Source organism: [Clostridium] ultunense DSM 10521 (assembly GCF_000511955.1).
In the GTDB taxonomy this organism is placed as follows: Bacteria; Bacillota; Clostridia; order Tissierellales; family Tepidimicrobiaceae; genus Schnuerera; species Schnuerera ultunensis.
On sequence record NZ_AZSU01000003.1, the window covers coordinates 74,398 to 99,433 of the forward strand.

Annotated in this window: 27 protein-coding genes, 1 pseudogene and 1 other annotated feature; of the genes and pseudogenes, 25 read left to right on the top strand and 3 right to left on the bottom strand. The window is 33.2% G+C overall.

Going from position 1 to position 25,036, the window contains the following annotated elements; genetic code table 11:
- The coding region (locus tag CUL_RS19120) for an IS110 family transposase (protein ID WP_025640968.1) at window positions 1–222 on the bottom strand (222 nt) is incomplete at its 3' end.
- A 306-nt stretch (window positions 223–528) separates the two neighbouring features.
- On the opposite strand from CUL_RS19120, the pseudogene CUL_RS18405 reads away from it, so the two are divergent.
- The 19 genes and pseudogenes from CUL_RS18405 to CUL_RS0107480 all read left to right on the top strand — a co-directional run.
- Window positions 529–636: pseudogene (locus CUL_RS18405) on the top strand (S-adenosylmethionine:tRNA ribosyltransferase-isomerase); the annotation flags it as partial.
- A gap of 13 nt (window positions 637–649) precedes the next feature.
- On the top strand, window positions 650–1,768 hold the full coding sequence (tgt, locus tag CUL_RS0107395; protein ID WP_025640969.1) for a tRNA guanosine(34) transglycosylase Tgt: 1,119 nt from the start codon (window positions 650–652) through the stop codon (window positions 1,766–1,768).
- A 71-nt stretch (window positions 1,769–1,839) separates the two neighbouring features.
- On the top strand, window positions 1,840–2,154 hold the full coding sequence (gene yajC, locus CUL_RS0107400) for a preprotein translocase subunit YajC (protein WP_025640970.1): 315 nt from the start codon (window positions 1,840–1,842) through the stop codon (window positions 2,152–2,154).
- A 92-nt stretch (window positions 2,155–2,246) separates the two neighbouring features.
- Window positions 2,247–2,624: a TIGR04086 family membrane protein gene (locus CUL_RS0107405; protein ID WP_005583282.1), complete on the top strand. Its 378-nt coding sequence runs from the start codon at window positions 2,247–2,249 to the stop codon at window positions 2,622–2,624.
- A 68-nt stretch (window positions 2,625–2,692) separates the two neighbouring features.
- Window positions 2,693–2,833 (top strand): six-cysteine ranthipeptide SCIFF, encoded by a 141-nt coding sequence (gene scfA, locus CUL_RS16975; protein WP_035143010.1) that lies wholly within the window; start codon window positions 2,693–2,695, stop codon window positions 2,831–2,833.
- Between the two features lie 68 nt (window positions 2,834–2,901).
- Window positions 2,902–4,263: a thioether cross-link-forming SCIFF peptide maturase gene (gene scfB / locus CUL_RS0107415; RefSeq protein WP_005583283.1), complete on the top strand. Its 1,362-nt coding sequence runs from the start codon at window positions 2,902–2,904 to the stop codon at window positions 4,261–4,263.
- Window positions 4,264–4,303: 40 nt separating this feature from the next.
- Complete coding sequence (gene secD, locus CUL_RS0107420) at window positions 4,304–5,566, top strand: protein translocase subunit SecD (protein ID WP_025640973.1); 1,263 nt, start codon at window positions 4,304–4,306, stop codon at window positions 5,564–5,566.
- 11 nt (window positions 5,567–5,577) lie between these two features.
- Window positions 5,578–6,450 carry a protein translocase subunit SecF gene (secF, locus tag CUL_RS0107425; protein WP_025640975.1) on the top strand — a complete coding sequence of 291 codons (873 nt, stop codon included), beginning with the start codon at window positions 5,578–5,580 and terminating at the stop codon, window positions 6,448–6,450.
- 94 nt (window positions 6,451–6,544) lie between these two features.
- Window positions 6,545–6,910: a LapA family protein gene (locus tag CUL_RS0107430; protein WP_005583285.1), complete on the top strand. Its 366-nt coding sequence runs from the start codon at window positions 6,545–6,547 to the stop codon at window positions 6,908–6,910.
- A 40-nt stretch (window positions 6,911–6,950) separates the two neighbouring features.
- Window positions 6,951–8,720: a single-stranded-DNA-specific exonuclease RecJ gene (recJ, locus tag CUL_RS0107435; protein WP_097677631.1), complete on the top strand. Its 1,770-nt coding sequence runs from the start codon at window positions 6,951–6,953 to the stop codon at window positions 8,718–8,720.
- A gap of 170 nt (window positions 8,721–8,890) precedes the next feature.
- A complete protein-coding gene (locus CUL_RS0107440) occupies window positions 8,891–11,056 on the top strand; it encodes a RelA/SpoT family protein (RefSeq protein ID WP_005583287.1) in 2,166 nt (721 codons plus the stop codon).
- 16 nt (window positions 11,057–11,072) lie between these two features.
- Window positions 11,073–11,522 (top strand): D-aminoacyl-tRNA deacylase, encoded by a 450-nt coding sequence (gene dtd / locus CUL_RS0107445; RefSeq protein WP_025640977.1) that lies wholly within the window; start codon window positions 11,073–11,075, stop codon window positions 11,520–11,522.
- 11 nt (window positions 11,523–11,533) lie between these two features.
- The gene (locus tag CUL_RS0107450) at window positions 11,534–12,154 is read left to right on the top strand and encodes an MBL fold metallo-hydrolase (protein ID WP_005583290.1); all 621 of its coding nucleotides are present in this window, start codon (window positions 11,534–11,536) and stop codon (window positions 12,152–12,154) included.
- 52 nt (window positions 12,155–12,206) lie between these two features.
- The gene (locus tag CUL_RS18895; RefSeq protein WP_005583292.1) at window positions 12,207–12,377 is read left to right on the top strand and encodes a hypothetical protein; all 171 of its coding nucleotides are present in this window, start codon (window positions 12,207–12,209) and stop codon (window positions 12,375–12,377) included.
- A gap of 11 nt (window positions 12,378–12,388) precedes the next feature.
- Window positions 12,389–13,870: a coproporphyrinogen dehydrogenase HemZ gene (gene hemZ, locus CUL_RS0107460; protein ID WP_025640980.1), complete on the top strand. Its 1,482-nt coding sequence runs from the start codon at window positions 12,389–12,391 to the stop codon at window positions 13,868–13,870.
- Between the two features lie 29 nt (window positions 13,871–13,899).
- Window positions 13,900–14,098, top strand: a binding site (T-box leader).
- A gap of 43 nt (window positions 14,099–14,141) precedes the next feature.
- Window positions 14,142–15,920: an aspartate--tRNA ligase gene (gene aspS, locus CUL_RS0107465; RefSeq protein WP_025640987.1), complete on the top strand. Its 1,779-nt coding sequence runs from the start codon at window positions 14,142–14,144 to the stop codon at window positions 15,918–15,920.
- A gap of 37 nt (window positions 15,921–15,957) precedes the next feature.
- Window positions 15,958–16,683, top strand: a complete 726-nt coding sequence (locus tag CUL_RS0107470; RefSeq protein WP_005586104.1) for a tRNA threonylcarbamoyladenosine dehydratase — start codon at window positions 15,958–15,960, stop codon at window positions 16,681–16,683.
- Window positions 16,671–17,096 (top strand): SoxR reducing system RseC family protein, encoded by a 426-nt coding sequence (locus CUL_RS0107475; RefSeq protein ID WP_005586105.1) that lies wholly within the window; start codon window positions 16,671–16,673, stop codon window positions 17,094–17,096. Before CUL_RS0107470 ends, CUL_RS0107475 begins: the two co-directional genes overlap by 13 nt.
- Before the next feature lie 28 nt (window positions 17,097–17,124).
- A complete protein-coding gene (locus CUL_RS0107480; protein WP_005586106.1) occupies window positions 17,125–17,403 on the top strand; it encodes a metal-sensitive transcriptional regulator in 279 nt (92 codons plus the stop codon).
- Here the strand turns inward: CUL_RS0107480 and CUL_RS0107485 are convergent.
- Both CUL_RS0107485 and CUL_RS0107490 read right to left on the bottom strand, forming a co-directional pair.
- Window positions 17,400–17,837 carry a threonine/serine exporter family protein gene (locus CUL_RS0107485; protein ID WP_005586108.1) on the bottom strand — a complete coding sequence of 146 codons (438 nt, stop codon included), beginning with the start codon at window positions 17,835–17,837 and terminating at the stop codon, window positions 17,400–17,402. The two genes, CUL_RS0107480 and CUL_RS0107485, sit on opposite strands and share 4 nt — an antisense overlap.
- On the bottom strand, window positions 17,837–18,625 hold the full coding sequence (locus CUL_RS0107490) for a threonine/serine exporter family protein (RefSeq protein WP_005586110.1): 789 nt from the start codon (window positions 18,623–18,625) through the stop codon (window positions 17,837–17,839). The genes CUL_RS0107485 and CUL_RS0107490 overlap by 1 nt, the downstream gene beginning before the upstream one ends.
- A 159-nt stretch (window positions 18,626–18,784) precedes the next feature.
- Between CUL_RS0107490 and CUL_RS0107495 the strand changes: the two genes are divergently transcribed.
- The 6 genes from CUL_RS0107495 to CUL_RS16980 all read left to right on the top strand — a co-directional run.
- The gene (locus CUL_RS0107495) at window positions 18,785–20,017 is read left to right on the top strand and encodes a serine hydroxymethyltransferase (protein WP_005586111.1); all 1,233 of its coding nucleotides are present in this window, start codon (window positions 18,785–18,787) and stop codon (window positions 20,015–20,017) included.
- 121 nt (window positions 20,018–20,138) lie between these two features.
- Window positions 20,139–21,470 carry a DUF512 domain-containing protein gene (locus CUL_RS0107500; protein ID WP_005586113.1) on the top strand — a complete coding sequence of 444 codons (1,332 nt, stop codon included), beginning with the start codon at window positions 20,139–20,141 and terminating at the stop codon, window positions 21,468–21,470.
- Between the two features lie 10 nt (window positions 21,471–21,480).
- Entirely contained in the window at window positions 21,481–22,797 is a 1,317-nt protein-coding gene (gene der / locus CUL_RS0107505; protein WP_025640992.1) for a ribosome biogenesis GTPase Der, read from the top strand.
- On the top strand, window positions 22,794–23,396 hold the full coding sequence (gene plsY, locus CUL_RS0107510) for a glycerol-3-phosphate 1-O-acyltransferase PlsY (protein ID WP_005586117.1): 603 nt from the start codon (window positions 22,794–22,796) through the stop codon (window positions 23,394–23,396). The genes der and plsY overlap by 4 nt, the downstream gene beginning before the upstream one ends.
- A gap of 47 nt (window positions 23,397–23,443) precedes the next feature.
- Window positions 23,444–24,466, top strand: a complete 1,023-nt coding sequence (locus tag CUL_RS0107515; protein ID WP_005586118.1) for an NAD(P)H-dependent glycerol-3-phosphate dehydrogenase — start codon at window positions 23,444–23,446, stop codon at window positions 24,464–24,466.
- A gap of 145 nt (window positions 24,467–24,611) precedes the next feature.
- Window positions 24,612–25,036 (top strand): transposase (locus CUL_RS16980; protein ID WP_035143013.1); only part of this gene is annotated, 425 nt, incomplete at its 3' end.

Genomic DNA, 25,036 nt, shown 5'->3' on the forward strand with positions numbered 1-25,036 from the left:
TACATATACTGGTTTCCAATATACTCCTGTACTTTCCATCGCTACATGGTGGCAATCTTCTTTTTCTAGCCATTCTTTAAGACTTTTTAAGCCATGCTGAAGAGCTGAAAACTTCCTTATTTCTGATGTTGGTTTGCAATTCAAGGCACCCTTGGTGATACATGCTACTATGTTATCCCTATGAACATCCAACCCGCAACATATTTCTAATATTGCTTCCATTACCTTCACTCCAATATGTTTTAGTGACAAGATTGATAGCCTGAGAAAATCTAAAATTTCACACACGTGCTATCAGTTTTATTCCTAAGAAGTAAAACTAATGCAACACTCCTTTGTACTCTTGGGCTATCAAGATAGGTTAGTACCCGGGGATCAACCGCCATTCTTATTATCATCCTTTTTTCTTGTCCCGTTTTTAAGATATCCATTTAATAGTAGTTATAAACATCTTCAACATAATTTAGGGGAACGATTATTAGTAGTCACTACATTTTCATTCCCCTTTGTGTCTTCAAGTCATGATGGTTAGTAAGTGCATTGGCTGGAAGGAATAATATTTTGAAAGCCTATAGATATGCTATCGAGAACAGATATAGGTTTTTTAGTTTTGGAGATGCAATGTTTATTAAATGATTAGGAGGTAAAAATGGCAGTAGAATTTAGACTAATAAAGGAATCTAAAGAATGTTTAGCAAGGCTAGGGGAGTTAAAGACCCCCCATGGAATTATCGAGACACCAATCTTTATGCCAGTTGGAACTAAGGCTACGGTAAAGGCTATGACCCCTGAAGAAGTTAGGGATTTAGGGGCGCAGATAATATTGAGCAATACCTATCATCTATATTTAAGGCCTGGACATAAACTAATAGAGGAAGCTGGTGGATTGCATAAATTTATGAATTGGCACGGGCCTATTTTAACAGATAGTGGCGGTTTTCAAGTGTTTAGCTTAGGGGATTTGCGTAAGATTACTGAAGAAGGTGTGGAGTTTAGATCTCATATAGATGGTTCTACCCATTTTATTAGCCCAGAAAAATCAATAGAAATACAGAACTCTTTAGGGTCTGATATAATGATGGCCTTTGATGAATGTACCCCTTATCCTGCCAGCTATGAGTATGCAAAGGAATCTATGGAGAGAACCACCAGATGGGCAAAAAGATGTAAAGATTTCCATAAGGACTGGGAAAAGCAAGCTTTATTTGGTATAATACAAGGTGGGATGTATAAGGATTTAAGGGAAAGGAGTGCCGAGGACATTGTAGATATTGGCTTTCCAGGTTATGCTATAGGAGGACTGAGTGTTGGAGAGCCAAAGGATTTAATGTGTGAAATGTTAGATTTTACTACGCCTCTTTTACCTAAGGATAAGCCTAGGTATTTAATGGGAGTAGGGACTCCAGATTATTTATTTGAGGCTGTAATTAGGGGAATCGATATGGCCGATTGCGTATTGCCTACTAGAATTGCTAGAAATGGTGCAGTAATGACAAGCCAAGGTAGACTAACTATTAGAAACGCTAAATATGCTAAAGATTTTACTAAATTAGATCCAGAATGTGATTGTTATGCTTGTACTAATTATTCAAGGGCCTATATAAGGCATCTATTTAATGTAAATGAGATATTAGGAGCAAGGTTGGCTACAATCCATAATCTATACTTCCTCATTAAACTAATGGAGAATATTAGAAATGCTATAAGAGAAGATGGACTATTAGAATATAAAGAAGAATTTTATAAAAAATATGGATATATTAATTAAATAAAGAAGGGTTTTTGGTTTTTTTGTTGAATACTTATAAAGAGAGAAAAGATGAAAAGGAGGATGTTTTTATGGCAGCAGCAAATGCAGGAGGAGCAGGTTTAGGAGGTTTTATAATACCTATTGCTTTTTTGGTCATATTTTATGTATTTGCAATAAGACCTCAAAAGAAAAGAGAAAAAGAAATTAGGGAGATGAGAGAAAGCCTTAGAGTTGGTGATGAAGTCATAACTATTGGCGGCATCTATGGTAAGATAGTTAAATTAAAAGATGATATGGTTACCATAGAGGTAGGTGCTAATAAGACTAAAATTGATCTAACTAAATGGGCAATAGGTTCAACTATTAACAAACAAGAGACAAAAGAAAATAACGAAGAAAAATAATTGAAAAGCTTCCTTTTTTAAGGAAGTTTTTTTATCAGTAATAAATTTCACCTCCTAGTAATAAATTTAAAGTAAAAAGGGGAGGTGGAGTTATGAGGGATAAGTCCTTAGATAGAGGGATTTATATTCTTAAAAGTTTAGCAATATCTTTTGTTTTTACCTTAATTTTAGTATTAGTTGTTTCTCTATTACTTACCTATACATCACTTAAAGAATCTAGGATACCTTTATTAAACACCATAATCATGATTATCAGCATTACCATCGGTAGTGTATATATGGCTATTAAAGTAGAGGAGAATGGATGGCTAAATGGAGGAATAATCGGTGCTTTATACTTTCTAACTTTGGTGTTATTGAACTATCTGTTTGTGAAACCCTTTGTTTTGGATATATATTCTATTAGTAAATTTTTCATAGCCTTGGTAACGGGCATTATTGCTGGTATTATAGGTATAAACATAAAATAAAACTTTAATAAATAATATTTTTATGATATAATCATTTAAGTATTAGGCTGCATAAAGGAGGGTTTTAAATGAAGCATATTAAAACGATATCAGGAAGTAATTTAAAGGATACTTTGGTTAAAGGCGGATGCGGAGAATGTCAAACTTCTTGTCAATCAGCCTGCAAGACTTCATGTACGGTAGGAAACCAAAAATGCGAAAATAGATAAACTATAAAGGCAGTGGTTTTAACCACTCCTTTTTAATTTCACCTTAATGGAGGTTTAGGAGGAGTATCATGGCAATTGGCGAAAGGATTCATAAGTTTATATTAAATAACAAAAATATAGTATTAGATATTAATAGTGGTGCAGTTCATCTAGTAGATGATGTGGTTTACCATATATTGGATTACTATGAGGCAAAATCTGTAGATGAAATCATTGAATTACTGAAGGGAAAATATGATCAGAAAACCATATCTGAAGCATATAAAGAGATAAAAATATTAGAGAAGGAAGGGCTTCTTTATTCCTATGAATCCAATATAAAGGATATAAGGTATAATGAGGACAATATAATTAAAGCTTTATGTCTACATGTAGCCCACGATTGTAATTTAAGATGTAAATATTGTTTTGCTTCCCAAGGAGATTTTAAAGGAGGCAGGTCTTTAATGAATCTAAATGTAGGAAAAAGGGCCTTAGAATTTCTGATGGAAAACTCCGGTAATAGAAAGAATTTAGAAGTGGATTTCTTTGGTGGGGAGCCTTTGATGAATTTCGATTTGGTAAAAGAACTTGTCCATTATGGAAGACAATTGGAAGAAAAAAATAATAAACATTTTCGATTTACTATAACAACTAATGGTGTATTATTAGATGATGACAAAATAAATTTTATAAATGAACATATGGATAATGTAGTTCTGAGCCTAGATGGAAGAAGAGAAATAAACGATAATATGAGAAAGACAGTATCTGGTAGGGGAAGTTATGATATAATATTGCCTAAGTTTAAAGAACTAGTTAATAAAAGAGGGGACAAGGATTATTATATTCGAGGTACTTTTACCAGTTTCAATTTGGATTTTTCTGAGGATGCATTAGATTTCTACCATAATGGCTTTAAAAAGATCTCAATGGAACCTGTAGTTACTGAGCCAGATATGGATTATGCTTTAAGGGAAGAACATTTGGAAACTATACTAGAGGAATATGAGAAGTTTTCCAAAGATTATATTGAAATAAAAAGACAGGATAAGGATTTTCTATTCTTTCATTTTATGATAGATTTAAAACAAGGTCCTTGTTTAGCAAAACGGGCTGTAGGGTGTGGAGCTGGCTCAGAGTATATGGCTGTAACTCCTCAAGGAGATTTATATCCTTGTCATCAATTTGTTGGTGATGAAAATTTTAGAATAGGAGATGTATTTACTGGAGTTAAGAATGGACAACTTAGACAAGAATTTAATAAGGCCAATGTTTTTAATAAAGAGGAATGTAGAAGCTGTTGGGCTCGGTTCTATTGTAGTGGTGGTTGTCATGCAAATGCTTATAATACCAATAAGGATATAATGAAACCCTATAAAACAGGCTGTGAAATGGAGAAAAAGAGAATAGAATGTGCAATTTCTATTTTAGCAAATTTAGAGGATTAAAGAAGATTTAATACCTAATTTGGCATGGGAGGTAATAGGAATGAATATGAAAAAAACCCTACTATTTATACTAATTATTGCTATAGTAGGATTGGCTTCTTATACTGCATTATATGGTATAGAAATGGGAAAAGTGAAGATTACAAAAGTAAGGGATTCTATTGATTTAGGTTTAGACCTAGCTGGTGGTGTTTATGTTATTCTAGAAGCTGAAACCGATTTACAAGGAGCAGAACTCCAAAGGGCTATGGATCAAACTATTATGGTTATAAATAAAAGGGTGGATGGTTTAGGAGTTGCAGAACCTAGTATTGTAAAGGAAAGCAGCAAAAGGATAAGGGTAGAATTGGCTGGTATAGGTAACCCTCAAGAAGCAATAGATATTATTGGTAAGACTGCCCAATTACAGTTTATTGACCCAAAAGGCAACGAGGTTCTATCAGGTAAGAATGTTAAAAACTCGGAGGCTAGATTTCAACAAACTGAATTTGGAGATAAACCGGTAGTAGCTTTAGAGTTTGATAAAGAAGGGTCGAAAAAATTTGCTGATGCAACTACTGAATTGGCTGGTAAGGAAAATGTAGGGGAAAGAATTATATATATAATGTTAGATGGGGACATAATATCTTCTCCTATAGTAGAAGAACCTATTAAAGATGGTAAAGGGGTTATTTCTGGCGAATTCACTGTAGAAGAAGCCAATAATTTAGCCAATCTAATTCGAGCTGGGGCTCTACCTGTGGAGATGAAGGCCTTACAATCAAGAGTTATTGGTCCTACTTTAGGATTAAAGGCTTTTGAGAAAAGTATTAAAGCCGGTGGAATTGCCATATTGTTTATATTTTTATTTATGTTAATCTTTTACCGAGTGCCTGGCCTAACAGCCAATATTGGCCTTACTATTTATGTTTTAATAGTAGTTTACTCAATGAAATATCTAGGAGTAAAATTAACATTGCCAGGTATTGCAGGACTTATATTATCTATTGGTATGGCTGTAGATGCTAATGTACTGATATTTGAGAGGATAAAAGAAGAGATAAGAAATGGTAAATCCATCAGGGCTTCTATTGACCATGGATTTAAAAGAGCATTAACTTCTGTTTTAGACTCTAATATAACTACTCTGATAGCTGGTTTTGTTCTTTATTATTTTGGAATTGGACCTATTAAAGGGTTTGGAGTTACCTTAATATTAGGGATTATTGCATCTATGATAACATCGGTATTCATTACAAAATATTTATTGAAATTAACAGTTGAGATTTCAAACACCAAGAACACAAAACTATATGGAGTATAAGGGGTGAAAATATGAATATCATTAAAAATAGAAAAATATTTTATAGTATCTCTTTGGCTATTATCATAGTGGGATTGATAATGATGGTAGCTAAAGGCCTTAATTACGGTATAGATTTTACAGGTGGTACTTCTATCCAGATTAAAATTGGTAAAATGGTAACTGTCGAAGAAATAAGGGAGATTATAGATGAATATGATAATAGTGCTAGTGTTGTTCATGTAGGAAACAACAAGGATGAAATAATAATTAAGAGCAGCAAGGATTTTGATAATGAAGAAATCAACGGAATAGTGGATAAGTTCGTAGAAAAATACGATATTGAAACAAAGGAATTCCAATCGGAAAAATTTGTAGCTACTATGGGAGATGAAATAAAGAAAAAGGCATTATTGTCTTCTTTTATTGCCGCAGTAGGAATGTTAGTCTATATAACTTGGAGGTTTGAGTTTAAATTTGCTATTGCCGCAATTATTGCTTTAATCCATGATGTACTGATAACTTTATCAATATATGCTATATTTGGCATACCAGCCAATAATTCATTTATTGCTGCCATACTAACTATTCTTGGATATTCTATCAATGATACCATAGTTATATTCGACAGAATTAGAGAGGAAACAAGGTTAAATCCAAGACATTCTTTAGAAAAGTTAATCAATGACAGTGTAAAGAAATCATTAACTAGAACTATAAATACTTCTATAACTACTTTGGCAGCTGTAGTAATTCTATATATAGTTGGAGTAGAAGATGTAAAAGTGCTAGCCCTACCCCTTATATTTGGTATTATTTCGGGAACCTACTCATCTTTATTTATTGCTAGCCCAATATGGTATGCTCTTAAAAATAGAGAAGGTTTTAAAACTAAAAAAGCATAAAACTGCCATTTTGGCAGTTTTATGTAGTTAATCCTTTATTAATGGGTAAAAATCCTGTAATATAAGATTATATAAAGTAATGAGGAGGGGTGTTATGGAAAAGGGATTTGTTTTTTCATTGATTTTTGCGGCCATAGTTGCTATATTTGCCTTAAGAAACGGAGATAAGGTATTAATTGATTTTTTGTTTACAAAAGTGGAGGTTTCTCAAGCAATTGTAATATTTGCTTCAGCAATTTTAGGAGCGGTTACCGTATCTATTTTAGGTACTATGAAGAATATTAAGTTTAAAAAAGAGATTAAGGAATTGAATAAGAAGATAGATCTTATAGAAGAAGAGAGAGAGGATTTAAACATTTTACTTGAAGAGAAGGTAAAGGAGATTCAATCCTTAAAAGAAAAAAATATTGATGAATATACATATATAGATGAAAAGGAAGCATATGAAGGTGAAGATTAATTTTATACATTAAGACAGATAAAACAGGAGTGAATTCATTTTGGAGAGATGGTATTTAAAGAATTTAAAAGCTGATTTAGGTAATATATCCAATAGCTTAGGAATAAGTAAGTTACTAGCAAAACTCATTGTCAATAGGGGTATTAAAGATTTAAAATTGATGGATAGTTTTGTCTATCCCAGTTTAGAGAAACTTCATAATCCCAGGTTGATGAAGGATATAGAGCTGGGAGTAGATTTAATGAAAAAGAGCATAATTAATGGTGAAAGGATAAGGATTTCTGGAGATTACGATCAAGATGGGAATTCAGCTATATTAACCCTTTATAATGGAATCAAAAGATGTGGTGGCAATGTGGATTATGTAATACCCCATAGGGTTAAGGATGGCTATGGTATAAATGAAAGGATAATTAAAGAAGCTAAAGAAGATGGAATTAATCTTATAATAACCTGCGATAATGGGATATCTGCATTGGATGCCATAAAATTGGCCAAGGATTTGGGATTGAAAATTATAGTAACGGATCATCATGATGTAAGTTTTGCTGAAGATCAAGAAGGAAACAAAGAATACATTCTACCGGAGGCAGATGCAGTTATTAATCCTAAAAGACCTGACTGTAATTATCCTTTTAAAGAGCTATGTGGTGCAGGGGTAGCTTTTAAATTTGTACAAGTGCTCTATGAAGAATTTGGAATAGATGTTAAGGAATCCTATGAATTATTGGAGTTTGTTGCTATGGGCACTGTCTGCGATGTGGTAGATCTTATAGATGAAAATAGGATTATAGTGAATGAAGGTCTTAAGAGGATAAATAATACTGAAAATATAGGATTAAAGGCCTTAATTAATGCAACTGGTCTAGAAGGCAAACAGATCAATACCTATTCCCTTGGATTCATACTAGGCCCTTGTGTTAATGCATCTGGCAGGCTGGATAGTGCTGAGATAGCTGTTGAAATGTTTTTAACTAAGGATCCTGAATTGGCAAAAGAATATGCAGAAGAACTATATGAATTAAATGAAGAAAGAAAAAGGATGACAGAAAAAGGGTTTAAGAGGGTCATTGATCAGATAGAATTAGGGGAATTTGGAGATGAAAAAGTTCTAGTTATCTATGAACCAGAGACCCATGAGAGCATAGTAGGTATTATTGCTGGTAGGGTAAAGGATAGATATTATAGGCCTACTATCCTCCTAACCCAATCAAAGGATGAAAATACCATAAAGGGATCTGGCAGGTCTATAGAAGAATATAATATGTTTGAAGAGATTTCCAAATGTAAAGACTTGTTGATTGCCTTTGGAGGCCACCCAATGGCAGCTGGGGTCTCCTTAGATATAGCTAATCTAGAAACTTTTAGAGAAAGGTTAAATGGACAAGCGTCTTTATCGGGAGAAGATCTTTTACCTAAAATATATATAGATGTATATCTACCTTTAGACTATATAAGTTTTAATCTAGTTGAAGAATTAAAAACCCTAGAACCTTTTGGCAAAGGGAATCCAAAACCTTTATTTGCTGATAAAAATCTGTCCACGAAGAGGGCCTTTATACTAGGCAAAAATCAAAATGTACTTAAATTATTATTGGTGACAAAAAATGGGAGGACTATAGATGGACTGTATTTTGGAGATATTGAAGAGTTCAATAGAAGATTGGCAGAAAAGTTTGGAGTAGATGAACTAGAAAAGCTTTATAAGGGTATAGATAGTAAAATAAGAATAGATATTATTTATACTCCAAATATTAACGAATATATGGGTAATAGGAATTTACAGGTTATTATACAAAATTATAGATGACCTTTTTTTAAAAGAATTATGATGAAAAAACTTTTATTATGATATATAATTGCTATAATGTATTCTATTTTCATTTTATATGTTAATTAAAATCTATGTTGATTTAATATAAATTAATTGAAAATTTAAATAATGCTTAGCTTATAAATTATATGGAGCAGGTGAATTCAATGATTGAAAATTTATTGTCGAAGATTGAAGAATACAATCCCCATATAGATATGCAGATGATCATTAAAGCGTATAATTTTGCGGAATATTCCCATCAAGGTCAGTTGAGGAATTCTGGTGAGATATATTTTGTACATCCTTTTAATGTAGCTATGATATTGGCAGATTTAAACATGGATGGAACGACTATAGTTGCAGGTCTGCTTCATGATGTATTAGAAGATACTAGTGTAAGCTACGAAACTTTGGTGAAAGAATTTGGGGAAGAGGTAGCTAATCTAGTTGATGGAGTTACCAAATTGAAGAAATTAAAGTATAAGACCAAACAGGAAAGCCAAGCGGAAAATTTAAGAAAAATGGTAATGGCTATGGCTAAGGATATTAGGGTAATTATAATAAAATTAGCAGATAGGCTTCATAATATGAGAACCCTAGAATATATGAGTGAAGAAAAGAAAAAGGAAAAAGCCTTAGAGACTTTAGAAATATATGCTCCACTAGCCCATAGATTAGGGATATCTAAGATAAAATGGGAACTGGAGGATTTATCTTTAAGGTATTTAGATCCTGAAGGCTATTATGACTTAGTTGATAAGGTGTCTAAACGAAGAAAGGAAAGAGAAGCCTATATTCAAAGGATAATAGATGAAATAGATGAAAAGTTAGAAGAGATGAATATTTTTAGGGATATAAGCGGAAGGCCAAAGAGTTTTTATAGCATATATAAGAAGATGGTCTACCAGAACAAAAGCTTTGAGCAGATATTCGATTTAACTGCCATAAGGGTTATTGTGGATACCATAAAGGATTGTTATGGCGTTCTAGGAATTGTCCATACTATGTGGAAACCTATCCCAGGCAGGTTTAAAGATTATATTGCTATGCCCAAGCCCAATATGTACCAATCTCTCCACACTACGGTAATTGGACCAGAAGGGGAGATATTTGAAGTTCAGATAAGGACTTGGGATATGCACAGAACTGCAGAATATGGTATTGCTGCCCACTGGAAGTATAAGGAGGGCAATGTTAAGACGGACAATTTTGATGAAAAATTGACTTGGTTAAGGCAATTATTAGAGTGGCAAAAGGAATTAAAGGATCCTAAGGAGTTTATGGAGACTTTAAAAATCGATTTCTTTACAGACGAAGTTTTCGTCTTTACTCCTAGGGGAGATGTGATCAATTTGCCTAATGGTTCTACTCCTATAGATTTTGCGTATAGGGTCCATACTGCAGTAGGAAATAACTGTGTTGGAGCTAAGGTAGACGGCAGAATTGTACCTTTAGATTATAAGTTAAAAAATGGTAACATAGTAGAAATATTGACATCAGCTAATAGTAATGGCCCAAGTAGGGACTGGCTAAAAATCGTAAAGAGTAGTCAAGCTAAGAATAAAATCCGTCAATGGTTTAAACGAGAAGAAAGAGATCTAAATATCAATAAAGGTAAAGAGATGCTGGAAAAGGAAGTAAAGAGACAAGGGTATAAATTGACTGAAATACTGAAAGAAGATTGGTTAAAAAATATAGCCAATAAATTGAGTTTAAATACTTCAGATGATCTATATGCTGGCCTAGGATATGGTAGTATTACTATATCTCAAGTAATGTCTAGGTTAAAAGAATTTTATAGAGATTATTATCAAATTAAAGACGAAAAGGCTTTTGTTGAGAGTAAAATAAAGGAGCCAGCCACCACTGGAAAAGATAGTAGGTTTACTCAAGGTATAAGTGTAAAAGGTGTAGATAATATTAAAGTAAGGTTTTCTAAATGTTGTAATCCAGTACCTGGGGATGAAATAATAGGTTATATTACTAGAGGCAGAGGAGTATCTATCCATAGGAAGGATTGTCCTAATATTTCTTTTATTGAAGGCAAGGAAAGATTTATAGATGTGTTTTGGAATACAGATGAGAAGGCTGAATATCCAGCAGAAATTCAGATTAAAGGAACAGACAGGCCAGGATTACTTACTGAAATTACCCAAAGGATTACAGAAGCTGAACTTTCCTTATTATCTTTAAATGCTAGAACTAATAAGGAAAAATTGGCTATAATAAATATGACTTTAGAGATTAAGGATATAGACCAGCTAAGGGAATTGATGAAGAAGATTAAAAAGTTAAAAGGTGTAATCGATGTGTATAGAGTTACTAGTTAAAGAAAGGAAGGTATAGATGAGAGCTGTAGTACAAAGAGTAACAGAAGCAAGTGTGAAAGTTGAAGGAAAAATAGTTGGAGAAATAGATGAGGGTTTATTGGTTCTTCTTGGTGTAGGCGGAGAAGACAATAATAAGGATTTAGATTATATGGTAGATAAAGTTTTAGGATTGAGAATCTTTGAAGATGATAGTGGAAAGATGAACCTATCTTTATTAGATATTGGTGGAGAAATATTGGTTGTATCCCAGTTTACTCTATATGGAGATGTGAGAAAAGGCAAAAGGCCAAGTTTTTCTACTTCTGCTCATCCAGATATAGCAGAAGATGTTTATAATCAGTTTGTTGAAAAATGCAAGGCAAAGGGTATAAAGACTGAGAAAGGCATCTTCGGAGCATATATGGAGGTTGATTTAGTAAATGATGGTCCTGTGACCATATTAATAGATAGTAAAAAAACTTTTTAGGAGGGATAATTTTGAAAGTTGTAAGGATACCAGCAGGGATTTATGCTGCCAATTGTTATTTAGTTTATTCAGAGGATACTAAAGAAGCCATAGTAATTGACCCAGGTGGAGATGAGAAGGATATTATAACTCAGATAAAGGATTTAGAATTAGATATTAAGTATATAATCTTTACTCATGGTCACGGAGACCATATTGCTGGTGTCAATGGGATAAAAGAATATACCAATGCACCACTGGCTATTCATAAGGATGATGAATATTTACTAATGGATGGTAAAAGTAATTTTTCAAGCATGATGGCAATGGGTACTGTGGAGATTTCAGCTGATATTCTCCTAGATGATGGAGATGAAATAAGTTTTGGGGATCTAATTGCGGAAATAATCCATACACCAGGCCATACTCCTGGAGGTATATGCATTAAAATAGGTGACAGTATATTTACTGGTGATACTCTATTTGCTGGATCCATTGGTAGAACGGATTTTCCTAAGAGCTCTTTTAAAGATATAATGAACTCTATTAATAAACGAATTATTATCTATCCAGATGAAACAAAAATATATCCTGGACATGGACCAGCAACTACAATTGAAAATGAAAAAAGATCTAATCCATTTATAAAGTGATAGAATTGGAAGCCACCTTTTAGGGAAAGATATACCCTAGGAGGTGGCTTAAATGACTAAGAAATCAAAGTTTATTCAAAGCAAAGGGAAAAAAGGTGTAGATTTACATGATATATATGATTTAATTGAGATGGGATTGGATAAAGAAGAAATATCAAAGGAATTTGGAATTTCAAAAAAATATATAAAGAAGATGATTGAAGATTATTACGAAGATTATTAAGGGGAGTTAAAATGGTTTATGTAAACTTAGTAGGACATAATTTTGAATATGAAGTATATGAACTAATAAAGGTTTTTTATTTTGGTGAAAAAATAATTTTTATAGATAATATGGATGATTATAAGGAAGGTATTTTAATAATAAGTAGACTGGATGATATTAATGGCGAAACAAAATCTAGTACTAGGGTCTATGATAATGGTAATTTAATCTATGAAGGTTCTGCAGGGAATATAGAAAAAATCCGGGTAGATAAAGCTGATATTAAGAAAAAGATAAGGATTGGGATTAAGCAAAGTATATATGAAGCCTTAAATAGTTTAGCTAAGGTAAAAGCACCCTGGGGAATATTAACTGGTATTCGGCCGATTAAAATAGTCCATAACCTTTTTGACGAAGGAATAAATGAGAAGAATATTATGGATATTTTAACTAGAGAATATAAATTATTTTCTCAAAAAGCCCAGTTGATCCTGGATATTGCAAAAGAACAAAGACAATATCTTTGCCCATTAGATGAAAATAGGTTTAGTCTATATTTAAGCATCCCTTTCTGCCCTACTAGGTGCTTATATTGTTCTTTCCCTTCGCTAAGTATAGGAAGGTATGGACCTTTAGTAGAGGATTATGTAGATAAGCTTATCTATGAATTAAATAAAGTAGGAGAACTGATGGCCAATAAGATTATTTCTACTGTATATATCGGTGGTGGAACTCCTAGTTCAATCCCTGTTTATCAATTGGATAGAATAATACAAGCTATATATAAGAATTTCCATAGGGATGATATTGAGGAGATAACCGTAGAAGCTGGTAGACCAGATACCATAGATGCTAAACTGTTAAATATGTTAAAAGAAAATAGAATAGATAGGATTAGTATAAATCCTCAAACTATGAATGATAATACGTTAAAACTCATAGGAAGACAACACAGTAGCCAGGATACAATAAATACCTATTATGAAGCTAGGGAAATTGGCTTTGATACAATAAATATGGATTTAATAGTTGGACTTCCTTCTGAAGGGGTAAAGGAAATAAAAACTACATTAAAAAAACTAGAGGACTTAGACCCTGAAAATCTGACTGTCCATACATTGTCCGTCAAGAGAGGTTCTAAATTTATCCATACTATGGATAGATATCAGGTAGGGGATCAAAAAATAATAGAAAATATGTTAGATGAAACCAGAATTTTTACAGAAAAGATGGAACTTAAACCTTATTACCTATATAGACAAAAACAAATTATGGGTAATTTTGAGAATACAGGATATGCTAAAAAAGGGAAAGAATGTATATACAATATAAAGATGATGGAAGAAAAAGAAACGGTCCTTGGCCTAGGCATGGGGGCAGTGTCAAAGGTATTCTTCCCAAAGGAAGATAGAATAGAAAGGGTTCCTAATGTGAAGTCTTTAATGGAATATTTAGAAAGGGTTGAAGAAATGGTGGAAAGAAAGGCTAAAATAATTACCTTGACACTATAAAAAATATATCTTATAATGATAAAAAACATATGTATACTATGAAAAGGAAGAGTAGTTAAATCCCTTAGCTACAGAGAGTCAGGGCTGGTGGAAACTGATGCTAATATTTAATGAAGACACCTTGGAGTTAACAAACTGAGTTTGTTCGCTTAAATTGCGTTATATTATTAAGTGAGGTTCTAGCCTAATTAGGGTGGCACCGCGAGAAAACAGCCTCTCGTCCCTGAATTTCAGAGATGAGGGGCTTTATTATTTTAAGGAGGTAGTAGTTATGAGAGAAAAGATGGGAAGATTAAGAAGGACTCATATGTGTGGAGATTTGAGAACATCCCAAATAGATGAAAAAGTGGTTTTAATGGGATGGGTGCAAAGGGAGAGAAATTTAGGTTCTTTAATCTTTGTAGACCTACGGGATACAACGGGAATTTGTCAAATAGTATTCGATAGTACAGTTTCGGAAGAAATATTTAAAAAAGCAGAAAAGGTAAGATCAGAATATGTTTTAGCTGTTGAAGGTATTGTAAGGAAGAGGGAGTCAATAAACAAGGATATTCTTACAGGAGAGATAGAGGTTTTAGCAAAAGAGTTAAAGGTATTAGATGAATCTGAAACACCACCTATATATATAAAAGACGATGATAATGTGGCAGAAAATATGAGGCTAAAATATAGATATCTGGATTTGAGAAAACCTTCTATGCAGAACAGATTGAAGATGAGACATAAAGCTGCAAAGGTAGTAAGGGATTTTCTAGATGAGAATAATTTTGTGGAGATAGAGACTCCAATGCTAACTAAACCTACTCCAGAAGGAGCAAGGGACTATTTGGTACCAAGTAGGGTTAACTCAGGTCGCTTTTATGCCCTTCCCCAGTCGCCACAGCTTATGAAACAGCTTTTAATGGTATCAGGTATGGATAGATATTATCAGATAGTAAAATGTTTTAGAGACGAAGATTTAAGGGCTAATAGGCAACCCGAATTTACTCAAATCGATATTGAAATGTCCTTTGTAGATGTAGATGATGTTATAGAGATGAACGAAAGAATGTTATATAGGGTATTTAAAGAGTTAAAAGGTATTGAGATAGAGCTTCCCATCCAGAGGATGACCTATAAGGAGGCTATGGAAAGGTTTGGAGTCGATAAACCAGATTTAAGGTTTGGATTTGAATTGGTGGATATTACTGATATAGTTAAGGACTCCCAGTTTAAAGTATTTAGTGGTACTATAGCTAATGGAGGCCACGTGCGAGGTATAAATGTAAAGGGTTATGGTGATGGATTATCACGAAAGGATATAAATGGTCTAGAGGACTATGTAAAAACCTTTGGGGCAAAAGGTTTAGCTTGGCTAAAGGTAACAGAGGAAGGTATCACTTCTCCTATTGCTAAGTTCCTATCAGAAGAAGAGTTAAATAATATATTGGACAGAATGGATGGAGATAAGGGGGATTTACTATTATTCATAGCTGACAAACCTAAAGTTGTCTTTGACAGTTTAGGCAATTTGAGGAATGTAGTGGCTAAAAGGTTAAATATAATCGATAATACTGAGATGAAATTAGTATGGATAACTGAATTCCCACTATTTGAATATGATGAAGAGGAAGGAAGATATGTAGCAAAACATCATCCTTTTACCCATCCAATGGAAGAGGATATAGATTTATTAGAAACTGAACCAGAGAAGGTTAGAGCAAAGGCTTATGATATAGTTATTAATGGTGATGAAATGGGGGGCGGTAGTATACGAATTAGTGACCCAGAATTACAGAAAAGGATGTTTTCTGCCCTAGGCTTTACAGAAGAGGAAGCCTGGAATAAATTTGGTTTCCTACTAGAAGCCTTTAAATATGGTACCCCTCCCCATGGTGGAATAGCCTATGGTTTTGACAGGCTAATTATGCTATTGACTAATAGTTCCAATATAAGGGATGTTATTGCTTTTCCAAAAACTCAATCGGCTACTTGTCTGCTAACGGGTGCTCCTTCTGAAGTAACAGAGGATCAATTAAAGGAAATACACATAAAATTAGATCTAGAATAATTTAACAGGGTCTATTTATATTTGAAAGGAGAAAGGCATGGATAGTCGATTTTCTAGAACTGAATTATTATTAGGAAAAGATGGAATAGAAATTCTTAAAAATTCAAGGGTAGCTGTATTTGGAGTAGGCGGTGTAGGGTCCTTTGCATCTGAGGCATTAGTTAGGTCAGGATTAGGGGAGATTATTATTGTAGATTATGATATAATAGATATAACTAATATAAACAGACAAATTCATGCTACCTCAAAGACCGTTGGATTTTCAAAAGTGGAAGTAATGAAGGAAAGACTGTTAGAGATAAATCCAAATTTAAATATAAGGGCAGTTAAGGATATATATAAAGAAGAAAATAAGGATAGGCTATTGTCATCAGACTATGATTATGTAATAGATGCTATAGATATGATTTCTGCTAAGATTAACTTAATTGAAAATTGTAAAAGATTAAATATTCCAATTATATCCTGTATGGGAGCAGGGAATAAATTGAATCCAACCCTGCTCCAAGTTGGAGATATCTATGAGACCAATACCTGTCCTTTAGCTAAGGTTATGAGAAATAAACTAAGAAAAAGAAATATCCAGGATTTGAAGGTAGTATGGTCCACAGAAAAGCCTATAAAGGTGAATTTGGAGAAAGAAGGTGCTAGGAAAGCGGTTCCTGGTAGTGTTTCTTTCGTCCCTTCAGTAGCAGGATTGATTCTTGCTTCTGAGGTGGTAAAAGATTTAGTATATGGAGGTGTTTCTCTATGGAGCAATTAGGGTATGTCCGCAGAATCGTTGATAATATAGCCGAAGTAGAAGTAAGACGTATTACTGGATGTGGTGGAGGCTGCAGTAGTTGTGGTGGAGGCTGTAGTGCACCTAATATAGTGGTACAATTAGAAAATCGGATTGGAGCAAAGACTGGAGATTTTGTTGAAATTAGAGCTAAATCAAAAAATATTATAAAATATGCATTAATTGCTTATATGATTCCTTTTACTATGCTAATTCTAGGAATAGTATTGGGAGTAAATTTATTTCAATCAATGGATATAGATTATTATGAAACTTTAGGTTTCCTTATGGGGATAGTATTCCTAACGGTTTCATTTATAATAGTAAAATTAATAGATAGATCTATAAAAAAGAAAAATGAAAATGCCATGGAAATGGTGAAGGTTTTGGAATAAATTTATTTAGTAAAAGGAGGAAATAGGGTTGACTTTTGAGACAAAGGATAACGAGGCCATAATACGACGGTTACGAAGAATTGAGGGACAAGTTAAGGGAATACAGAAGATGGTAGAGGAAGGCAAGTATTGTGGTGACATATTGATTCAGATAGCAGCAGTTAGGGCTGCTATGAATTCAGTAGGTGGGTTAATACTAGAAAATCATATGAAGGATTGTTTAAAAAAATATTTAGACGGAGCAGCAGAGGACCAAGTTCTAGATGATTTAGTGGATACCATGATCAAATATACAAAACAAAATTAATCCTTGTTTTTTACTCGCCTTATAGATTTTGATAGAGATGTAGAGATAATTAGACCAATGGAAATAGCAGCTGCTATGAAAAAGGTCTCGGTACCTTTGTTTGCAGCAGAAAAAAAGTCTTTTTCTACTAAGGCTAACATAGTATAATACATTCCAGCACCGGGTACTAATGGAATTATTCCAGGTACTATGAACACGGTTGCTGGTTTTTTATAATGTCTTGCAAACAATTCTCCTAGTATTCCTGCAGTAACTGCTGCAAAAAAAGTGCCAGTAATGTTGCTATTGAAAAAATTAGCTGTTATATAAAAGATAACCCATCCAAAAGCTCCAACAAATCCAGATTTTAATATGGAATCTTTAGGAATGCTAAATAGAATAGCAAAACCTATTGAAGACAAAAAAGCAAAAATAAAATGTTTTAAAAGAACCATTATATCAGCCCCTTAAAATATATATTTAGAACTACACCTACTCCAAAAGCAATAGCTAAAGCAGAAAATATAGCTTCCATACCTCTCGAAAGACCAGAGACAAAATCACCAGATATGGTATCCCTCATAGCGTTAGTTATAGCTACACCAGGTACTAAGGACATAATTGAAGCTATAATGATAGTATCCATATTTTTACCAATGCCAATTTTGATAGAGATTATGGATAAAATTGAAGCTAGGGCTGCCCCAATAAAATTATTGATAAAAAAGGTCATTTTATATTTATCAATTTTATTTACAGATAAAAGTACAACCAAACTAACTAAATAGCTAGATATAAAATCTTTAATAGTGCCGCCAAACAAAAGGGAAAAAAAGGCACATGCCAAACTACCAAATAAGGACCTTATTAGTACATTGTAATTGTCAATTTTATTGATTCTTCTTAATTTAGTTAATCCATCATCCACGGACATATTTGAATTTACAAATTCCCTTGAAAATTCATTTACTAAATTTATTTTGTTCAAATCAATTTTAGTGGACTTAACCCTTATTAGATAGGTTATTATCTCACCTTCAAATTCAAGGGAAGCAAAAATTCCCGTAGGGGTTGCAAAGGCATCTGCATATTTAATGCCGTATCTAGATTTACATATCCTTTCAATAGTATCTTCTGCTCTATAGGTTTCAGCTCCATTTTTCAACATAGTTTGACCTGCCAAAATTGCGAGCAAAAGTAGTCTTTTTGCTTCAGATCTATTACTCTTTCGACTTAAATCCATAATTTTCACTCCATATCTATTAATAGTATTGTAAATACTAATGATTACCTATATAATTAATTAGGAAGGGAAAGACGAAAAATATTATATACCCTATATCATTATACTATGAATTAACAACAAATAAAATTATATTAAAAAAGAAGGGAGAATAGCTATATGGATTTTAGTAATTTAAAAAGATTTGATCCAGAGGTAATGGAAACAATCGAATTGGAAATAAAAAGACAACAGGAACATATAGAGTTAATTGCTTCTGAGAATTTTGTTACGCCTCAAGTGATGGAAGCTATGGGAAGTCAAATGACAAATAAATATGCTGAAGGTTATCCAGGAAGAAGGTATTATGGTGGCTGTGAGTTTGTAGACATGGTAGAAAATTTAGCAATTGAAAGGTTGAAAAAACTATTTGGAGCTGAGCATGCAAACGTTCAACCTCATTCTGGCTCTAATGCCAATTTAGGGGTATATTTTGCAGTTTTAAAGCCTGGGGATAAAGTATTAGGCATGAACTTATCCCAAGGTGGACATTTAACCCATGGTAGTCCAGTAAACATTTCCGGTACCTACTATAATTTTGTAGCTTATGGAGTAGATAAAGAAAAGGAGATGATTGACTACGATCAGGTTAGGGAAATTGCTTTAAAAGAGAAGCCTAAGATGATAGTAGCAGGAGCTAGTGCTTACCCTAGGAATATAGATTTTTCTATATTCAGACAAATAGCTGATGAAATAGATGCCTATCTAATGGTAGACATGGCTCATATAGCTGGGCTAATAGCTGCTGGACTTCATCCAAATCCAGTACCTTATGCTGATTTTGTTACCACTACTACCCATAAAACATTAAGAGGACCTAGAGGTGGGGCAATCTTATGTAAGGGAAAATATGCTAAGGCTATAGATAAAGCTATTTTTCCAGGGATCCAAGGCGGCCCTTTAATGCATATAATTGCTGCTAAGGCTGTAAGTTTTGGCGAGGCTTTACAAGATGATTTTCAAAATTATCAAAAACAAATTATCAAAAATGCAAAGGTGTTATCAGAAAATCTAATGGATAAAGGCTTTAGATTGGTTTCAGGTGGTACAGATAATCATCTAATCTTAATAGATGTGAGAAACAAGGGCCTAACAGGAAAGAAAGCGGAGGAATTATTGGAGGCAGTCAATGTAACTACTAATAAGAACACAATACCTTTTGATCCAGAAAGCCCCTTTGTAACTAGCGGGATAAGGATAGGTACTCCTGCAGTAACTACAAGAGGCATGAAGGAAGAGGAAATGAAAAGAATTGCCGCAATAATTGATTTAGCTTTAGACGAGGATAATAGTAGGGAAGAAGTAAGAGAAAAAGTTTTAGAACTTTGCAAAGACTTTCCTTTATATGCATAATAAATATATAAGCCTACAGTAAACTGTAGGCTTATATATTTAAAATTTTAAACTATGTAATAGCAGGGTATTCTGCTATAATAATATAGATGATTTAAATAAATAGATGGAAGGTTATATTATGGAGCTAAAGAAGATTTATGATTATAGGAATATTGTAGAAAGGGTTCTTAAGGGAAGTATTGCAGAAGAAATGGGAATTGAGCCTAAGGATATATTGTTATCTATTAATGGACAAAAGGTTAAAGATATTATAGATTATAAATATTTAATATCTGATGATTATGTGGAAGTAGAAATAGAGAAAAAAGATGGAGAAGTCTGGATTTTAGAGATTGAGAAAAATTACGATGAAGATTTAGGTATTGAATTTACCAACCCTTTAATAGATAAGGCTAGATCCTGTAGAAACAAATGTATATTTTGTTTTATAGATCAATTACCTCCTAATATGAGAGAGACTTTATACTTTAAAGATGACGACTCTAGATTATCCTTCTTGCAAGGTAACTTTATTACACTGACTAATATGAATGATGAGGATATTGACCGGATTATTAAATATAGGCTAAGTCCAATAAATATTTCTGTCCATACAACCAATCCTGAATTAAGGGTAAAGATGTTAAACAATAAGAATGCAGGAAAGATCCTTTCCATACTTCAAAGATTTAAAGAAGCAGATATTAAGGTGAATTGCCAAATTGTGTTGGTGCCACAGATTAATGATGGTAAGGAACTGGAAAGGACTTTGACGGATCTTTCTAGTTTATATCCTAGTGTTGAAAGTGTAGCAGTAGTTCCTGTGGGATTGACTAGGTATAGGGATAATCTTCATAGGATCATACCCTTTAATAAAGAAAGTGCTTTGGGAATATTGAATCTTATTAGGAATGAACAAAATAAACTTAAGAATGAAATTGGAACTAGGTTTGTCTTTGCATCCGATGAATTTTATGCCCTAACGGATGAACCTTTGCCAAATTATGAAGAATATGAAGGATTTCCCCAATTAGAAAATGGGGTAGGACTCTTAAAGACTTTTGAACATAGTATTGACGGAGAATTGGATAAAATAGATGAAAAATTTTTTTCTAATAAAAAATATATTATTGCTACAGGGACATTGGCGGAAGGTTTTATGAATAGAATAAAGAATAAGATAATGGAAAAATTTATAGGCTTGGAATTAAAAGTAGTTGCCATAGAAAATAAATTCTTTGGAAGGTCTATAACTGTATCTGGTTTAATTACTGGGCAAGATATTGTTAGTCAATTAAAAGGATATAAATATATAGATGGCATAATAATACCAAAATCCATGTTAAGGGCAGAAAGCAATATTTTTTTAGATGATTTGACTATAGAGGATATAGAAAAGAGATTAAAGGTTAAAATAATCCCTGTAGAGGTTTCCGGCAAGGATTTTGTAAACTTATTTAAAAGAAATTGAGGTGATGAGAATGAATAGACCAGTAGTATGTATAGTTGGCAGGCCTAATGTGGGAAAATCAACACTATTTAATAGAATAGTAGGTAGAAGAATAGCCATTACAGAAGACAATCCGGGAGTAACTAGAGACAGGATTTATGCAGAGGCAGAGTGGTTGAATAAATATTTCAACCTAATAGACACAGGAGGACTAGAGCCAGAATCTGAAGAGATAATCCCCATTAATATTAGACAGCAGGCTGAAATTGCTATCGATACAGCAGACGTAATACTGTTTGTGGTAGATGGATTGGATGGAGTTACTTCTACAGATGAGGATATCGCCAATATATTGAGAAAGTCTGGAAAAGAAGTACTATTGGTATGTAATAAAATCGATAGTCATAAAACTCCAGATGAAATTTTTGAATTTTATGAATTGGGAATGGGATCTCCAATAATTATATCTGCTGAACAAGGATTAGGCATAGGCGATTTGTTGGATGAAGTAATTAAACACTTTCCAGAGCATAAGGATACAGAGTATGATGACGAACTTGTTAGGGTAGCTGTTATTGGTAAACCCAATGTAGGGAAATCCTCTTTAATAAACAATATATTAGGAGAAGAGAGGGTTATTGTAACGGATATACCTGGTACTACTAGGGATGCAATAGATACTTATTTCACCTATGGAGAGGACAAATATGTATTCATAGATACGGCTGGATTAAGGAGAAAACGTAGTATCTATGAAAATGTAGAAAGATATAGTGTCGTTCGTACTTTAACTGCTGTAGACAGGTCGGATATATGTGTATTGATGATCGATGGTACAGAAGGGGTTTCGGAGCAGGATACTAAGATTGCTGGTTATGCTCATGAAAATGGAAAGGGAATTATTATTGCAGTTAATAAATGGGACTTGATGGAAAAGGAAACCAATACCCATTTGAACTTTGAAAAGGATATTCGAAATAAATTAGGATTCATTTCCTATGCCCCTATTGTTTTTATTTCTGCTAAGACTGGAAGACGAGTGGATAAACTATTCCAGCTATTAAAAGTAGTTGACAATAACAATAATTTAAGAGTAAGCACTGGTGTATTAAACGATATAATCAACGAAGCAGTATTGCTAAACCAACCCCCTTCAGATAAAGGTGTTAGGTTGAAAATTTATTACGGGACTCAAATTGCTGTTAGACCCCCAAAGTTTCTAATCTTTATAAATAAACGACAATTGATGCATTTCTCTTATCGAAGATATTTGGAAAACCAAATTAGGAAATATTTTGGTTTCGATGGTGTACCTATCCAATTTGAATTTAAGGAAAAGGGTGAATGAGATTGAAAATTATATTAGTTGCTGGGATCTCATATTTAATTGGAAGCTTTTCATCAGCCTACGTGCTAGGAAAAGTATTGATGAAAACAGATATAAGAGCTCATGGGAGTGGTAATGCTGGAACCACTAATGCATTAAGAGTATTTGGTAAAAAGATTGGTGCTGTAACTTTTATTTTAGATATATTAAAAGGTGTATTAGCTGTTTATATTGGAGGAAGGATAATGGGCTATAACGGCAAACTAATTACTGGAATATTTGCGGTTGTAGGACATAACTGGCCCATATTTTTTAAATTTAAAGGTGGTAGAGGGATAGCAACTTCTTTTGGTGTACTTTTATCATTATACTGGCCTGTTCCTATTTTATGCTTTATTGCTTTCTTGCTGGTTGTAATTGTTACTAAATATGTATCTTTAGGGTCAATTATTTCAGCTGTTTTAGCACCTGTTTTTGGAATTATTATGAACAAACCTTACAATAGAAACTATTTTATTACAACTTTGATTTTAGCTTTTATGGCCATTTATAGGCATAGGGCAAATATTAAAAGGTTAATCCAAGGGAAAGAGTACAAAATTGGGGAAAAAGTGGAATAGAAAAGAAGATCAAAACAGGGGAAAAAGTTAATAGGGAGGAACATAGGATGAATATTGGTGTAATTGGTGGAGGCAGTTGGGGTACTGCATTGGCTATATTACTTTCAAATAATAATCATAGTGTGGATATATGGGTCAGAGATAAAAGACAGATGGAAGAGATGAGGCAGCATAAGGAAAACTATAAATACCTACCAGGCGTTACAATGACTGAAAGCATTAGTGTAACAGATGATATTGCTAAAGCTATTTTTAGTAAGGATTTGCTGGTTTTATCCATTCCATCCCATGGGGTTAGGGAAGTTCTAAAAAATAATAAAAAGCTATTTAGAAAAGATCAGGTTATTGTAAATGTAGCCAAAGGAATAGAAAACGATACTTTACTTAGAATTTCTGAAATAGTTGATGAAATATTGCCAAATAATCCATATGCAGTGTTGTCAGGGCCATCCCATGCAGAGGAAGTTGCAAGAAATATGCCTACTACTGTAGTATCTGCTTCTATAGATAAAAAAGTAGCGGAGTATGTCCAAGATATATTCATGTCACCATTCTTTAGAGTATATACGAATCCAGATGTAATAGGAGTAGAATTGGGTGGCTCTTTAAAAAATGTTATTGCATTAGGGGCAGGAATTTCTGATGGGCTAGAATATGGAGATAATACTAAAGCTGCCCTTATGACAAGAGGGATTACTGAAATAGCTAGGTTGGGTGAAAAAATGGGGGCCAATAGTGCAACCTTTTCAGGATTGGCGGGAATAGGCGATTTAATCGTTACCTGTACTAGTATGCATAGCAGAAATAGGCGTGCTGGTATTTTAATTGGACAAGGAAAGACTATAAAAGAAGCAACAGAGTCTGTAGGAATGGTGGTGGAGGGTATTAGAACTACAAAATCTACTTATGAATTGTCTAAGAAACACCATGTTGTAATGCCTATTACTAATGAATTATATGAAGTTTTATATGAGGGCAAAGATGTAAAGAATTCTGTAGTCAATCTAATGTTAAGGGATAAAAAACACGAAATGGAAGATGTAATAAGAGATCAAATAAAAAATTGGTAAACCTACTATGTTCATAGTAGGTTCAGACTGAAGACAAAGTATAAATTTTTTATAAAAAAAGCAGAAAATCCTTGAAAGCAAAAAGGATTTTCTGCTTTTTTGTAGAATATATAATATATAACATATTTTTAAATGAGGTGTTGTTATGCTAACGATAAATAAATCTGATAAAAGAAATCAAGTTGAAATCATATCTATTGACCAATTGGTCCCAAAAGATCATTTAGTTAGAAAACTTGATGCTTGCATAGATTTTAGCTTTATCTATGATTTAGTAAAGGACATGTATAGTACTGAAACCGGCAGACCAAGTATAGACCCTGTAGTTTTATTTAAAATTGTTTTCATCCAATATATCTTTGGGATAAAATCAATGAGGCAAACTATAACTGAAATAGAAACTAATGTAGCCTATCGCTGGTTTCTAGGATATGGTCTACATGATAAGATACCCCACTTTACTACATTTGGAAAGAACTATGTTAGAAGATTTAAAGATACAGACGTATTTGAAAAAATATTTATGCGTATCCTAGAACAAGCAATAGATGCAGGATTCATAGATACAGA

Coding starts and splice junctions, on each gene's coding strand:
- plsY (WP_005586117.1), top strand. CDS start 22,794: ATGAGATTGAAAATTATATTAGTTGCTGGGATCTCATATTTAATTGGA.
- CUL_RS0107485 (WP_005586108.1), bottom strand. CDS start 17,837: ATGGTTCTTTTAAAACATTTTATTTTTGCTTTTTTGTCTTCAATAGGT.
- aspS (WP_025640987.1), top strand. CDS start 14,142: ATGAGAGAAAAGATGGGAAGATTAAGAAGGACTCATATGTGTGGAGAT.
- CUL_RS0107405 (WP_005583282.1), top strand. CDS start 2,247: ATGAGGGATAAGTCCTTAGATAGAGGGATTTATATTCTTAAAAGTTTA.
- CUL_RS0107515 (WP_005586118.1), top strand. CDS start 23,444: ATGAATATTGGTGTAATTGGTGGAGGCAGTTGGGGTACTGCATTGGCT.
- scfA (WP_035143010.1), top strand. CDS start 2,693: ATGAAGCATATTAAAACGATATCAGGAAGTAATTTAAAGGATACTTTG.
- yajC (WP_025640970.1), top strand. CDS start 1,840: ATGGCAGCAGCAAATGCAGGAGGAGCAGGTTTAGGAGGTTTTATAATA.
- CUL_RS0107470 (WP_005586104.1), top strand. CDS start 15,958: ATGGATAGTCGATTTTCTAGAACTGAATTATTATTAGGAAAAGATGGA.
- CUL_RS18895 (WP_005583292.1), top strand. CDS start 12,207: ATGACTAAGAAATCAAAGTTTATTCAAAGCAAAGGGAAAAAAGGTGTA.
- hemZ (WP_025640980.1), top strand. CDS start 12,389: ATGGTTTATGTAAACTTAGTAGGACATAATTTTGAATATGAAGTATAT.
- tgt (WP_025640969.1), top strand. CDS start 650: ATGGCAGTAGAATTTAGACTAATAAAGGAATCTAAAGAATGTTTAGCA.
- secF (WP_025640975.1), top strand. CDS start 5,578: ATGAATATCATTAAAAATAGAAAAATATTTTATAGTATCTCTTTGGCT.
- der (WP_025640992.1), top strand. CDS start 21,481: ATGAATAGACCAGTAGTATGTATAGTTGGCAGGCCTAATGTGGGAAAA.
- CUL_RS0107500 (WP_005586113.1), top strand. CDS start 20,139: ATGGAGCTAAAGAAGATTTATGATTATAGGAATATTGTAGAAAGGGTT.
- CUL_RS0107490 (WP_005586110.1), bottom strand. CDS start 18,625: ATGGATTTAAGTCGAAAGAGTAATAGATCTGAAGCAAAAAGACTACTT.
- CUL_RS0107440 (WP_005583287.1), top strand. CDS start 8,891: ATGATTGAAAATTTATTGTCGAAGATTGAAGAATACAATCCCCATATA.
- scfB (WP_005583283.1), top strand. CDS start 2,902: ATGGCAATTGGCGAAAGGATTCATAAGTTTATATTAAATAACAAAAAT.
- CUL_RS0107430 (WP_005583285.1), top strand. CDS start 6,545: ATGGAAAAGGGATTTGTTTTTTCATTGATTTTTGCGGCCATAGTTGCT.
- CUL_RS0107495 (WP_005586111.1), top strand. CDS start 18,785: ATGGATTTTAGTAATTTAAAAAGATTTGATCCAGAGGTAATGGAAACA.
- secD (WP_025640973.1), top strand. CDS start 4,304: ATGAATATGAAAAAAACCCTACTATTTATACTAATTATTGCTATAGTA.
- dtd (WP_025640977.1), top strand. CDS start 11,073: ATGAGAGCTGTAGTACAAAGAGTAACAGAAGCAAGTGTGAAAGTTGAA.
- CUL_RS0107475 (WP_005586105.1), top strand. CDS start 16,671: ATGGAGCAATTAGGGTATGTCCGCAGAATCGTTGATAATATAGCCGAA.